This is a genomic window from Limnospira sp. PMC 1279.21 (genome assembly GCF_032349615.1).
Classification (GTDB): domain Bacteria; phylum Cyanobacteriota; class Cyanobacteriia; order Cyanobacteriales; family Microcoleaceae; genus Limnospira; species Limnospira fusiformis.
Map to the genome: position 1 here is coordinate 1 of NZ_JARPLU010000017.1, position 13,302 is coordinate 13,302.

14 protein-coding genes are annotated in these 13,302 nt (G+C 45.5%); 3 read left to right on the forward strand and 11 right to left on the reverse strand.

Going from position 1 to position 13,302, the window contains the following annotated elements; all coding sequences use genetic code 11:
* The first annotated feature begins 214 nt into the window (after positions 1-214).
* Complete coding sequence (gene ftsH3, locus P5683_RS04495; RefSeq protein ID WP_006623490.1) at positions 215-2,017, forward strand: ATP-dependent zinc metalloprotease FtsH3; 1,803 nt, start codon at positions 215-217, stop codon at positions 2,015-2,017.
* A 431-nt stretch (positions 2,018-2,448) separates the two neighbouring features.
* Here the strand turns inward: ftsH3 and P5683_RS04500 are convergent, their stop codons facing one another.
* On the reverse strand, positions 2,449-4,077 hold the full coding sequence (locus tag P5683_RS04500; protein WP_315641782.1) for a calcium-binding protein: 1,629 nt from the start codon (positions 4,075-4,077) through the stop codon (positions 2,449-2,451).
* A gap of 176 nt (positions 4,078-4,253) precedes the next feature.
* On the opposite strand from P5683_RS04500, the gene P5683_RS04505 reads away from it, so the two are divergent.
* A complete protein-coding gene (locus P5683_RS04505) occupies positions 4,254-5,444 on the forward strand; it encodes a glycoside hydrolase family 10 protein (RefSeq protein ID WP_006669337.1) in 1,191 nt (396 codons plus the stop codon).
* On the opposite strand, the gene tatC is transcribed toward P5683_RS04505, so the two are convergent.
* Together tatC and queC are read right to left on the reverse strand one after the other, a co-directional pair.
* Positions 5,400-6,161: a twin-arginine translocase subunit TatC gene (gene tatC / locus P5683_RS04510; RefSeq protein ID WP_396442554.1), complete on the reverse strand. Its 762-nt coding sequence runs from the start codon at positions 6,159-6,161 to the stop codon at positions 5,400-5,402. The two genes, P5683_RS04505 and tatC, sit on opposite strands and share 45 nt — an antisense overlap.
* A 428-nt stretch (positions 6,162-6,589) precedes the next feature.
* Entirely contained in the window at positions 6,590-7,270 is a 681-nt protein-coding gene (gene queC / locus P5683_RS04515) for a 7-cyano-7-deazaguanine synthase QueC (protein ID WP_315639357.1), read from the reverse strand.
* 282 nt (positions 7,271-7,552) lie between these two features.
* Between queC and P5683_RS04520 the strand changes: the two genes are divergently transcribed.
* Positions 7,553-8,077: a DUF4149 domain-containing protein gene (locus P5683_RS04520; RefSeq protein WP_006623485.1), complete on the forward strand. Its 525-nt coding sequence runs from the start codon at positions 7,553-7,555 to the stop codon at positions 8,075-8,077.
* 174 nt (positions 8,078-8,251) lie between these two features.
* Here P5683_RS04520 and P5683_RS04525 read toward each other — a convergent pair whose 3' ends face one another.
* From P5683_RS04525 to P5683_RS04560, 8 genes are all read right to left on the reverse strand, one after another.
* The gene (locus P5683_RS04525; protein WP_006670687.1) at positions 8,252-9,418 is read right to left on the reverse strand and encodes a cysteine desulfurase family protein; all 1,167 of its coding nucleotides are present in this window, start codon (positions 9,416-9,418) and stop codon (positions 8,252-8,254) included.
* A gap of 10 nt (positions 9,419-9,428) precedes the next feature.
* The gene (locus tag P5683_RS04530; RefSeq protein ID WP_006623483.1) at positions 9,429-9,842 is read right to left on the reverse strand and encodes an HNH endonuclease; all 414 of its coding nucleotides are present in this window, start codon (positions 9,840-9,842) and stop codon (positions 9,429-9,431) included.
* Positions 9,835-10,185, reverse strand: a complete 351-nt coding sequence (locus tag P5683_RS04535) for a hypothetical protein (protein WP_315644837.1) — start codon at positions 10,183-10,185, stop codon at positions 9,835-9,837. Before P5683_RS04535 ends, P5683_RS04530 begins: the two co-directional genes overlap by 8 nt.
* On the reverse strand, positions 10,137-10,433 hold the full coding sequence (locus P5683_RS26395; RefSeq protein WP_006623481.1) for a hypothetical protein: 297 nt from the start codon (positions 10,431-10,433) through the stop codon (positions 10,137-10,139). The genes P5683_RS04535 and P5683_RS26395 overlap by 49 nt, the downstream gene beginning before the upstream one ends.
* 158 nt (positions 10,434-10,591) lie before the next feature.
* On the reverse strand, positions 10,592-10,804 hold the full coding sequence (locus tag P5683_RS04545) for a DUF5615 family PIN-like protein (protein WP_006623479.1): 213 nt from the start codon (positions 10,802-10,804) through the stop codon (positions 10,592-10,594).
* 107 nt (positions 10,805-10,911) lie between these two features.
* On the reverse strand, positions 10,912-11,253 hold the full coding sequence (locus tag P5683_RS04550) for a DUF433 domain-containing protein (protein ID WP_006623478.1): 342 nt from the start codon (positions 11,251-11,253) through the stop codon (positions 10,912-10,914).
* Positions 11,254-11,433: 180 nt separating this feature from the next.
* The gene (locus P5683_RS04555; RefSeq protein ID WP_315644836.1) at positions 11,434-12,489 is read right to left on the reverse strand and encodes a macro domain-containing protein; all 1,056 of its coding nucleotides are present in this window, start codon (positions 12,487-12,489) and stop codon (positions 11,434-11,436) included.
* 35 nt (positions 12,490-12,524) lie between these two features.
* Positions 12,525-13,151, reverse strand: coding sequence for a DUF4433 domain-containing protein (locus tag P5683_RS04560; protein ID WP_315644835.1), 627 nt, complete (start codon positions 13,149-13,151; stop codon positions 12,525-12,527).
* Positions 13,152-13,302: the final 151 nt, after the last annotated feature.

Genomic DNA, 13,302 nt, shown 5'->3' on the forward strand with positions numbered 1-13,302 from the left:
CTATCGTCGCATTGTCAGGCAATAGCCGGATAAATGTCGCGTAAATGTATCAGTCGAATATAGGTAATCTGTTCCCAGACCCCGTATTTCTGAAAAATACGTTAAGATTGGTAAACATAATATCAAAGATACCAGAGAATCTGGGATCGACAAAAAATCAGTAGGAGGATAGACCCCCGTGAATAAACGGTGGAGAAACGCGGTCTTATATGCAATGCTGGCTATTGTCGTCATCGCCTTAGCAACGACATTGTTTGACAAACAACCCCAAAGCAGGGAAACCTGGAAATATAGTACCTTTGTCCAGGAAGTCCAACAGAACCGGGTTGAACGAGTGAGTATTAGTGCCGATCGCACTAAAGCCCTAGTTACAGCCCAGGATGGCTCCAAAATCCTAGTAAATCTACCCAATGATCCAGACCTGATCAACATTCTGAGTGAAAACAATGTTGACATTGCGGTACAACCCCAAACCGAGGAAGGACTTTGGTTCAGAGCATTAAGTAGCCTGTTCTTCCCGATTTTGCTCCTAGTGGGCTTGTTCTTCCTATTACGTCGCGCTCAAAACGGACCAGGTAGCCAAGCCATGAACTTTGGTAAATCCAAAGCCAGAGTCCAAATGGAACCCCAAACCCAAGTTACCTTTGGAGATGTAGCAGGTATTGAGCAAGCCAAACTGGAACTGAGCGAAGTAGTAGACTTCCTCAAAAACGCCGATCGCTTCACCGCCATTGGTGCGAAAATTCCCAAAGGCGTGCTATTGGTAGGACCTCCGGGAACCGGAAAAACCCTCCTCGCCAAAGCCGTAGCCGGGGAAGCCGGAGTTCCCTTCTTCAGCATTTCCGGTTCAGAATTCGTGGAGATGTTTGTCGGTGTGGGTGCTTCCCGCGTCCGGGACTTATTCGAGCAAGCCAAAGCCAACGCTCCCTGTATTGTATTTATTGATGAAATTGATGCAGTTGGTCGCCAACGGGGTGCAGGTCTTGGCGGTGGTAACGATGAACGGGAACAAACCCTTAACCAGTTACTGACCGAAATGGATGGGTTTGAAGGCAATACAGGCATTATTATTATTGCTGCTACTAACCGTCCTGATGTACTAGATGCAGCCCTAATGCGTCCGGGAAGGTTCGATCGCCAAGTAGTAGTCGATCGCCCCGACTATTCTGGTCGCTCCGAAATTCTGCAAGTCCACGCCAGAGGTAAAACCCTTGGTAAAGATGTAGATCTCGATAAAATTGCCCGTCGGACTCCTGGTTTTACTGGGGCTGATTTATCTAACCTGTTAAACGAGGCAGCCATTTTAGCCGCCCGCCGCAACCTCACCGAAATCTCTATGGATGAGGTTAATGATGCTATTGATCGCGTCTTAGCAGGTCCTGAGAAGAAAGATCGGGTGATGAGCGAAAAACGCAAAACCCTAGTGGCTTACCACGAAGCTGGTCACGCCTTAGTTGGCGCGTTGATGCCTGACTATGACCCAGTTCAGAAAATCAGTATTATTCCTCGTGGTCGCGCTGGGGGATTAACCTGGTTTATGCCTAGTGAAGATCGCATGGACTCTGGTTTATATAGTCGTTCTTACCTGCAAAATCAAATGGCTGTAGCCCTCGGTGGTCGTTTAGCCGAAGAGATTGTCTTTGGTGAGGAAGAAGTGACTACAGGTGCTTCTAATGACCTTCAGCAGGTTACACGGGTAGCCCGTCAAATGATTACCCGCTTTGGTATGAGCGATCGCCTTGGTCCGGTAGCTCTCGGTCGTCAGCAGGGTAATGTTTTCCTCGGTCGCGATATTATGTCCGAGCGTGATTTCTCCGAGGAAACCGCATCCGCTATTGATGAAGAAGTCCGCGCTTTGGTTGATGAGGCTTATAAACGCGCTCGTCAAGTCCTCGAAGAAAATCGCCCTGTTCTCGATAGTTTGGCAGAAATGCTCATTGAGAAAGAAACCGTTGATTCTGAGGAGTTGCAGGAGTTATTAGCTTCTAGCGATGTCAAAATGGCTGCGATCGCCTAAGCCTCCTTTTTAACCCCATTTTTCCTTCATTCACAGGCTATCCACTTTCAGGATAGCCTTTTTTTTCATCGACAATCCATTCCCCCCCAAAACCTACCTACCATCACATAAACTTTACTAATTTATGCAGCCCCATCGATTTGAATTTCCAAAGAACGTTAAGAATTAATACATTTTTATTGAAAATCCCTCGCAAAAAGTTGACGAGATTATAGGGGTTATGCTATCATCTCAGAAATCGATACCAAGGGCTTGCTCTGTCCTTATGCAAACATAAAGGCTACAACCCCGATTATATCGCCAGATAAATTATTCTCTCAGCAAAATATTAAATTCACGATGCACGAGTTTTGAGGCAAAAAGCGATCGCTTTTTTTGTCCCTGTTGACAAAAGCGCCATTATGTGCATACAGTCACTCCCTACTATTTGGCTAGATAAACCTAATCGGTCCATCATCAAGATTAGTGCCATCAAATTGAAGATCTACGACCCCTTCTAAGATAGCAATCAACTCATTTTCGCCGGGAGTCCGACGGAAAATAGCAGTCCCTTGTGGGAGTGGTTGGGGGATATCAGTAGAGAATAAATAATCGTCATTACTCAGTAAGATGACATCAGTAGCGCTGTTAAAATTCAAAATCAAAGCATAGTCAGCCACACCATTAATATCATCATTACCGTTATCGTAAAACGGTCCTTTTTCATTGCCTAATACAAAAGTATCAAAACCTTCTCCCCCAACCAGGGTGTCAATAGTTGTCAGTCCTGGGAAATCAGCGCTAGTATCAACACCAACCAGGAAATCATTACCGCGATCGCCACTTAAATAATCCCTACCTCGACCGCCATAGAGAGTATCATTACCCTGACCCCCATAGAGAGTATCATCCCCATCTCCGCCATATAGGATATCATTTCCCTGGTTTCCTAGCAGTATATCATCACCCTGGCTACCCAACAGAGTATCATCACCCTTACCCCCATAGAGAGTATCATCACCCGGACCCCCATCTAGGCTATCATTTCCCTGATTCCCAAACAAAAGATCATTACCATTGCCACCCAATAAAGTATCATTATCCTGACCGCCATAGAGCGTATCATTACCATCGCCACCATCTAAGAAATCATTACCTGCTTCTCCAAATAGCAGATCGCGACCAATTCCCCCCAATAGGGTGTCATCATTTAAACCCCCATAGAGTGTATTGTTACCATTCCCCCCATCTAAGAAGTCGTTATTTTGACCCCCATATAGGAGATCATTACCCCCACCTCCGATCAGGGTGTCATTCCCCGTAAAACCATAGAGGGTATTATTACCACCCCCACCATAGAGCAAATCATTTCCTTCTGTTCCCAAAACTAAACTATTACCGTCGCCACCCTCAAACACATAATCTGCGCTTGGTAGAGTCGGCGTGGGTGTGGGTTCAGAAGGTGTGGGTTCAGAAGGTGTCGGTGTGGGTTCAGAAGGGGTAGGAGTTGGTGTGGGTTGAGAAGGTGTAGGAGTCGGTGTGGGTTGAGAAGGTGTAGGAGTCGGTGTGGGTGTAGGAGTCGGTGTGGGTGTCGGTGTGGGTGTAGGTGTAGGAGTCGGTGCGGGTGTGGGTGTGGGTGTGGGTGGTGGTGTAGGAATGGGAACCGGAGGCGGCGGTGTCGGTTGAGCAACCGGAGGAGGTGTGGGTTCAAAAGGTGCAGGTGTCGGTTGAGGAATTGGTGGCGCGGGTTCTGGGATAAAAGGGATTTCCTCCTCCTCCTCCTCCTCTCCATTATCGCCATTGTCCCCATTATCGCCATTGTCCCCATTATCGCCATTGTCCCCATTATCGCCATTGTCAACGGGGAGGGTGTCATTATCGCCATTGTCCCCATTATCGCCATTGTCCCCATTATCGCCATTGTCAACGGGGAGGGTGTCATTATCGCTATTGTCAAGGAGTCCGATCTCCGGGTCTTCTTCTTCCTCGCGTATGGATTCCTGATCAATAATATCGGTAAGGTCAGATAATGGTGATATATTTATATCCTGTGCCATTGTGCCAAACCCGAAAGCACTCATCCAACTTACCTCACGATCAATACTGCTAGAGCCATTTTTTTCAGAATAGCATATTCTCTCCGAGAGTCTACCACAAGAAGATGGCAACCGATTCCCAGCCGAAATTTTAATAATTGACGATCATCGTTGATAATTAAGAGTGATTCACCCACAGACACAACTACCCATTATCGGAGATGAGCAAAACACCCTATAGATTCTGGAAACTGTTGATTTCATTGGTGGTAGCTGTTAGTGTTTTTGTGGCGATCGCCATTTCCTCTACTTCTCCAATTCCAGCCAGGTCTGTCACGGAAATCAGGGGAGTTTGGCTAACTAATGTTGACAGTGATATTTTATTTTCAAAATCCGGCTTAACTCAGGCTTTAGACCGCCTACGAAATCTGAATTTTAACACTATTTATCCGACCGTGTGGCAGGGAGGTTATACCCTATATCCTAGCCGTGTAGCTGAGGAGGTTTTTGGTATTTCCCTAGACCCCCACCCCGGATTACAAAAACGAGATATGCTCTCGGAGGTGGTGCGGGAAGGACATAAACGGGGATTAAAAGTTATCCCTTGGTTCGAGTTTGGGTTTATGGCTCCCATTGATTCAGAATTAGCCAAACTTCACCCGAACTGGTTAACACAAACCCAAGATGGTAGTTTCACGAAACCGGGAGGAAATCCTGAGTGGGTGTGGTTAAATCCATTTCATCCCGAAGTACAACAATTCATTTTAAATCTAGTGACTGAAATTGTCAAGAACTATGATATTGATGGCATTCAATTTGATGATCATTTTGGCTTACCTGCTGAGTTAGGTTACGACCCCTTTACGGTCCAACTATTTCAGGATGAACACGGTCAATCACCGCCAGAAAATCCCCTAGATACCTATTGGGTGAGATGGCGAGCCGACCAACTGAATCAGTTTATGGAGAGGGTCTTTTATGGAGTTAAAGCGATTCAAGAAGATTGTCTGATTTCCCTGTCTCCGAACCCCCTACATTTTGCGCTTCCGGCTTATCTTCAGGACTGGTTTACTTGGGAGAGAAAAGGTTGGATTGAACAGTTAGTGCCGCAAATCTATCGTTCTGATATGTCTCATTTTATCAGAGAAATAGAACGAGCAGAAATCGAATTAGCCAAACATCATATTCCGGTTGTCATCGGGATTTTAAGCGGTTTAAACAATCGTCCCACCGCGACCCATATCATAGAAGAACAGGTGATAAATGTACGCGATCGCCATTTTGCGGGAGTATCTTTTTTCTTCTATGAAAGCCTGTGGAATTGGGCGGAAGACCCCCCAGAGGAGCGAGAAAATCGGCTGAAAAAGTTATTTTCCCAGGAGTTTAACCGCTCCCACGCCGCCAAAGTATAAGAAGACAATAGCGCCTCCCAACAAACTTTGAGTCAATGGGTCAGTAGAGGGGGTTAAAAATGCCCCCATAATAGCGGCTCCCATCACCACATATCGCCAGATAGATAACATTTTCTGAGAAGAGACAATACCTAATATCCCCAACAAAATCTGAATAATCGGCACTTGAAATGCGATCGCAGTTACCAACAACAATTTCAGGACAAACTCAAAGTATTCAGCAATTGACCATAGCTGTTCTACCACCTCAGAACCATAATTAATAAAGAAGGTCAGAGCCGCCGGAACGATAGCCAGATAAGCAAAAACCAATCCGATTAAGAACAGAAAAGTTGACCCCAGAAAAACCGGACCCAAAAATCGTCGTTCTCGGAGGGTAAGTCCTGGTAAAACGAACTGGATAATCTGAAAAATAATAAACGGACTCGCCACCAGTAAACCGCTATATCCAGCCACTTTCAGGGAGACAAAGAAATACTCTCCCGGAGCCAATTGTAAAAGTTTTACCCCTTGAGCGGGAACCTTTAAAATTTGGACAATTGGTTTAACTGCGATAAAACAAATAACTATCCCAACGACCACAGAAATTAAGGAGTAAAAAATGCGCTGTCTTAATTCTTCCAGGTGGTCAAACAGAGACATTTCTACCTCATCAGGAATTTGGTCGAGGTAGTCATCATCATCGGGGGAAATTTGAGGTTTTGGTGGCTTAATCAGAGTGGCTGTTGATGAACTTTTAGCCCTAGTAGAGGTGGCGGGTTGGGAACCATTAACTGAGCCATTCCCGTTCAAGGGTGCTTGACCATTTTTGCCATTAGTATCGGCGGGTCTGGAAACCTGTTGAGGAGTCGCAGACATAGTCAAGCTATCTGGTTGAATTACGGGAGTTTTTGGGGGAGTGGGGTTCTCAGTTTTGGCAGTCTCTTTCGCCTCCAATTCCGCGCGTAGTTTCTGATTCTCCCGTTCTGTTTCTGCGAGAAGTTGTTTGAGATTGGTAATTCTTTGATGCAGAACAGTCGCCTCTTGACACAGAGCCTCATAAGCATCAGAATTAGGAGATTGTGAAAATTGGTCTTCCATAGAATTAACTGTTAGGGAACTGTTAGGGAGTGTTTGGCGCTATGAACAAGAGAGTGAGTTAGATGTTATCTTTTAGCATAGGAAATGGGATCAGTTAACCCCAAGGCTTCAAAAGCAGCCAGACGCAAACGACAAGCATCACATACCCCACAGGCTTGGGCTTCTCCCCCATAGCAAGACCAGGTATATTCCCAGGGAACCCCTAAACTGTTCCCCAATTGGATGATATCTGTTTTCTTGAGGTCAATTAGGGGAGTGTTGATGGTAATAGCATTACCTTCGCGTCCTTGTTTGGTTCCCAGACGGAACACGGACTGCATGGCGGCGATATAATCAGGGCGACAGTCGGGATATCCTGAGTAGTCTAGTGCATTGACTCCAATATAAATGCGATCGGCTCCGATGGTTTCCCCGTAAGCCAGCGCAAAACTCAGAAAAATGGTGTTTCTGGCGGGGACGTATGTAATGGGGATGGTTGCGGACATTTCTGCCAAAGTGCGATCGCAAGGTAAATCGATGTTATGATCCGTTAAGGCTGACCCTCCCCAACGCTTGAGGTCAAACTCTACCACTTGATGATCTGCTACCCCCGCCGCCTCGGCAATTTTGGCCGCCGCCTCCAATTCTCGTAGGTGTCGCTGCTGGTAGTTGAAGGACAGTGCATAGCATTCACAGCCATCAGCTTTCGCCTGATACAGCACTGTGGAAGAATCAAGTCCACCAGAGAGTAGAATTACTGCTTTCACGTTTTCTCGCCTTTACCCAACTTCATCTTTGTTACTTAAATTATAGAATTAATTGTAACAAAAGTTAATAACAATTACCTAGATCTATGGGCTATGACCCTAAGAGGGGAGCAAATCACCATCTGCTAGGGGATAGAAGGCGATCGCCTTTAGTTAAATTACTACAAACTTCTTAACAATTCTCTGCCGACGGCAAATCGCAAAAATACTTCATATTCACTTCCCCAAAAATTCGCTACACTGGTTAATAAGTAAACGACAAGTTACGAGGTATTATTAATCATGACATTTATACCTAAAGTTCAATACAGTCCCTCCCGCTGGCTAACTCTGGTTCTGATCACCATGGCATTTTGGGTCGGTGGCAGCCTGATTTTGGATGTGGTAATTATGCCAGCGATGTATGTATCTGGGATGATGCAAGAACCTAGTTTTGCCTCCACAGGCGGAATAGTTTTCTCGGCATTTAATCATATGGAAATCCTTTTCGCCGCCTTAGCCTTAACCGGAATGATGGTGTTAGGAATGACTCTACCTGAAGGGTTCAGTAATCGGATTCGTACCCTGACGGTGTTATCTTCTATCTTGTTGGCGATCGCTCTACTGTACACCTACAGCCTCACCCCCCAAATGACTGCCCTAGGGGTGAATTTGAATCTATTTAACCCTGTTGAATCGACTCCAGAGGGGATGAACCAACTACACTTTGGCTATTTAAGTCTGGAATCCTTAAAACTGTTCGCCGCCGGGACTATTTTAGCTTGGTGTTATCATAATCATAATTTTGCTGAAACCATCGAACAGTAATGACCCTAATATTACTATTAGGAATTGACTAGGTTATAACCCGCCAATATATCAGGATTGTAGCCTAGTTTTTTCATGGTTGACGTGATTTATTAGTGGATAATAGCACAGGATATTTGAGGCAAAATAGCCCCTGGGTGAGTGTGGCGTAGTTGAGGGAATTAGGCGATCGCCCTAGGCTTCCATCAACTGGCGGATAGTACCAATAGCACCCGCTAAAATCTCGGCGGCGCGATGAATTTCCGACTCGGTGGTAAATTTGCCAATACCAATTCGCAAGGCTCCTTCCATGGCATTTGGGGATAAAGCGATCGCCCGCAAAACATGGGATGGTGCTTCCACTCCAGAGGAACAAGCCGCCCCCGTAGAAATCGCCAGGCGATCGCGCACTCGTGCTATAATCGCACTATTCGGAACATCTGGAATCGAAATATGCAGATTTCCCGATAAGCGATGATTAATATCTCCATTAACCACCAAACCGGGTATTTTTTCAAGTAGTAAATCCTGTAATTTATCGCGCAAATTAGCAATTCTTGCCTCATCTTCTGCCATTTCCAAACCTCGCAGGCGACAGGCTTCTCCCAACCCCACAATTCCCGGCACGTTGAGAGTACCAGACCTCATTCCTCCTTGATGTCCGCCGCCAAACATCATCGGCTTGAGTGGATAACCTTTTCTAGCCACCAACGCACCGACTCCTTTTGGTCCGTAGAGTTTATGACCAGAAATCGCCAAATAAGTGATTCCCCATTCCTCAAAATTGATAGGTATTTTACCCACAGCTTGGGAGCCATCGCACAAAAAAGCGACCTGGTGAGTTTGGGCAATTTTGCCGATTTCTGCTATGGGATAAATCGTCCCAATTTCGTTATTAGCAGCCATCACACATAACAGAGAAACCCCATCCCGGCACACCTTATCCACGGATTCCAAGTCGATTTGACCCTGTTTATCAACGGACAAATAAGTGATATCAATTAACCCTTGTTTAACTAAAGCCTGACCGGTATCTAAAACGGCTGGATGTTCCACGGGAGAGACGGCAATTCTCGGCAAATATGGGGATTGATGATTAATGATGCTACCTTGAATAGCCAAATTAATGCTTTCAGTAGCGCCAGAAGTAAAGATGATTTCTCTTGGGGAAGCACCGACTAATTCCGCCACTTGTCGCGCCGCTTGGGATACAGCTTTTTGGGTGCGATCGCCATAAATATGGTCTATACTGTTAGCATTCCCAAATTCTACCGTCATATAATGCAGGATTTTCTCAGCCACTCTGGGGTCAACTGGAGTGGTAGCATGGTAGTCGAGATAGATGGGATAAGAGTCAGTCATTGAATATCTATCAAATCAAGTCTGAACTATTATACAATCGCCGTCTTTCGGTCAGCCGATCCTGGGTATTCATTTGAAGCAGTTTAACCGTCGTGCGTCCTTCTGGAGTCACCCCCAAAATTGTCAATTGTTCCCGAGTAAAGTGTTCTATCCACTCCTGGGTTCTAGGATTGAATAGAAAACTGAATTCTCCCGTTTCTGGATCGAAAGAACCCAGATCGCTACCTTTGTGGCGATTGCAACGCCAGCAGGTCAAAGCCAGGTTATTCGCCTCGGTGATACCGCCGTGTTTTTGGGCGATAATATGGTCGATTTCGTGAGAAAAAAATGCAACATTTGCTGGAAGCAAGCAATATTCACAGCGATAATTGGCTCGTTCTTCAACGAAACGGCGAAGTGATGCGCTGATATAGTTTTCACTCATTTACCCGGTTTAAATAATGAAGATTGCCAGCTTTCAGCATAATCATTAGATGTTCGATTTGTTCGTACTCATCCAATTCTTGCTGTTCGGCGGGTGTCAGTTGCCCCGTTTTGCTACGAGATAGCAACGTTTGTAAGCGTTCCTGCATTTCAGGTGTGGGTTTAAAGGCGGCAATTTCTTCGGGAGTGGGTGCGCTGGCGAGAAAATTGAGGATATAGCGATAAATATGGACCGGGAGTGCCGGTTGTTGGAGAAATTGGACCAGAAGTTCGGGCAGGCGATCGCCCATTTGTGTTAACTGTCCTGAAAGTTCATCTGGGACTTCAATGGTAATTCTAGGCATATCGAACCTCCAATCAAATCGTTGCTTGGCAGAGGGGATAACTTCACCTTAACGGAAAACTGCCGGGTGCGATCGCTTTTTTGTAACAACTCATCCTGAGTAAGAGTTTCGCGATCGCCATAAATATGGTCTATACTGTTAGCATTCCCAAATTCTACCGTCATATAATGCAGGATTTTCTCAGCCACTCTGGGGTCAACGGTCGTCGTGGCGTGGTAGTCGAGATAGATAGGGGGAGAGTCAGTCATCAGATATCAAAGGTTTGAGATTACTTCAGTGGGATGTGAATGATTAGGTCTTGAAATTCATTTTCCTCTGCTGCGATCGCAATAAAAATCAACTCTTGAATAACGACCCCAACTTCTGCTTTTGGACGCAAAACAAAAATTCCCGGTATGTGGTGACCTTAGGTTAGATGTTCCGCCAAATGTACTGGCATTGACCGGCGATTGTTCGTCACCAGAACAAACTTGTTGAGTTCGCACCACAACAATATTTCTGGATCTTGAGTCCCTCTGGGTGGAATTCCTGGGTCTCCCACCATCCAAACGGTTAAATCCCGGGTACGACGTAAAATTTGCTCTTGATAGAGAGGAGGTACAGCCTGTTCAGAAATCATCTGATCACCTCTCAAAGTCCCTCTCCCACAGAGGGAGAGGGATTTAGGGTGAGGGCAATGTATTAAGCGACTGGTGAACAAGCTGTAAGTTTTCATCAATTAAGTATTTAATGTTCATGGAAAACTGGCTTTTTTATCCCTCCTTCTGCTTTTAAATTTAAGAGTCTGACCACAGGCGGCGGAGGATTATTATCCTGTTCGCGCTCAGATTTTAGGCAATATTCCAACCAGTTACCCATGTAATTGCTTACGATGTCTCGATGGTGAAGATAGTACAGAATTGTGGCATAAACTTGCTCTAGAGTCAGCGAAGGATAAGTTTTCGCGATTTCCTCAGCCGTGCAACGGCGATAGATGTACTCATAGAGAATCGTTTCAATACCGATTCGGGAGCCTTTGATGCGAATTTCATCAGAGGAGAGAATGTCAAAGTAATCCTGAAGTTGCATTTTGTCTTAACTCAGTTTTCTGCTATTTTAGCTGAAAGGCTAACACTTAGAGGTGAAAAGATGAAAATAATTTTCAGGTTTTGGCATCCAAGTCATAGCATTGATAATTCGCCGTCTGATGACCTGCCGTATTCGGCGATCAATACTTATCCTTGGCTCATTTTTTTGGGGTCATGAACATTATGGGGTTTCGGCATCGCTATTGATATTAAACCAGTTCTGAGTGTCAAGGCGTTCCCAAGCTATTCGCAGATGGTTAGGTTTAAATAGATGGCGCTTGCGATCGCTCCATTCCTGTACTTTTTCAATAGCGCGATCGCAATCGATGGCAGCTTGCGGATCTTCCGTGGCCACCCAGTGAAGGGTTGCCAACATTTCCAGCCCGTAAGGGGTCTCAAATCCTTCAATTAAATCGCTGACTCGTTGCAGGCGCGCGCCCGTATCGGGATGTGCTGATAAAAAGCGATCGGCAGCGTCACGACCCTTTTCTAAGACATACATTGCCGAAGTTTCAGTGCGATCGCCATATCCGCGAATGTAATGACCTTCAATCTTTTGCAAAACATGATTAAGATTGTCTGCATAAGGTCCGAATTGATGTTTGACGTAGCGCAGTCTTAACGGTTCGCCAGCTACTTGCAAAAAATAGGCGAGTTTTTGAATTTCCAGCTTAGTTAAGCGATACCCAGGAATCCCGTACAATTCCAGCAAGCGAATCAATAAAGCACGCCCGATGGTCATTTTAGGGGTAGAGGTAGCCACCGGTATTTGGTCCGCCACCGGTGCGCCAGTCGGTTCAAAAATCATCACCTCAATATCGGGAACTTCCGCAAAAGATTGAACGATGAGAGGCTTAACTGCCGCCCAATCTAAGCCCCCATTTCCGCATCCCAGAGGAGGAATTGCGATCGAGGTAATTTCTAACCGTTTGACTTCCTCAACCAGTGCAATTAATCCCGCTTTGATATCTTCTATTTTAGATTTTCCCTTCCAGTGGCGCTTAGTGGGGAAATTAATGATGTATTTGGGGAATAGCTTATCCGTAGCAACTACAAACATCTGCCCCGGATGGATTCTCTTAGCATCACAAGCTGTTTTATAGGCTCGGAAATTTTCCGGGAACGCCTGCTTAAATTGCAAAGCAATCCCCTTCCCCATGACACCGACACAGTTAACGGTGTTCACCAGGGCATCAGCCTTTTCTGTCAATAGGTTGCCTTGCTTAAAGTGAATCATTGCCGGGAGTTGCTCTTTTGGTCAATGCCTTAATTTTAATAGTACCATTCCCGAAAAACCTTTACAGGTGTCGAAATCGTAAAGTTTTGTAATATTTCTTCAACCTCGGCTTTTCTTCCGGCATCTATCACCCGGATTTCTCGCACGAGTGTCCAAGGGAAGAACTCATAAACCAAGAATTCCGCTTGTCTGCGGCGCTTCCGGTCTCCATCCTCCAGGGTATCTGCCCAATACCGTGCATTCATAATCTCCCAATCAATCGCATTGAGAGAGTCGAGATTGTCATAAAATTCTGAATACCTAACAATTGCGTGACCGTCCGTAAATGCAAAAGGAAGACTTGCTGCTGCGATATCCTCCGCTGTTGCCACTAAGTGAATCACCGGACTTTGCCCCTGTTCATATCCTTGAACGTTGCCTCTGGATATGGCGTAAAGCATCGGAGAACGAGGCGCAAAATACCAAGGAACGTAATCATGAAGAGTGCCGCCCCTGGAACAAGGAATATTAATTTGAGCGCGTTTATTCTGGATGGTTTCGTGAGCAATATCTACATAATTGATCCGCTGAGATTTTAAGCGATTGTTAGCAAGGAGGTCCTCAGAACGCAAAATAGAGGGTAAATTTTTAAGATGGGTAATATGGTAGATATAGGTGGTCATCTGACAATCATAGGGGGACGGAGGAGGGTAAGCAGATCTCAATCAGGCGTGACAGCAGGATTTGAGGGTAAGCATCATGTACTCATCACTCATTCCCGCCCGTTTCATTTCCACATACTGTAAGCTAACTTTTTTGTCAATTAAATTTAAT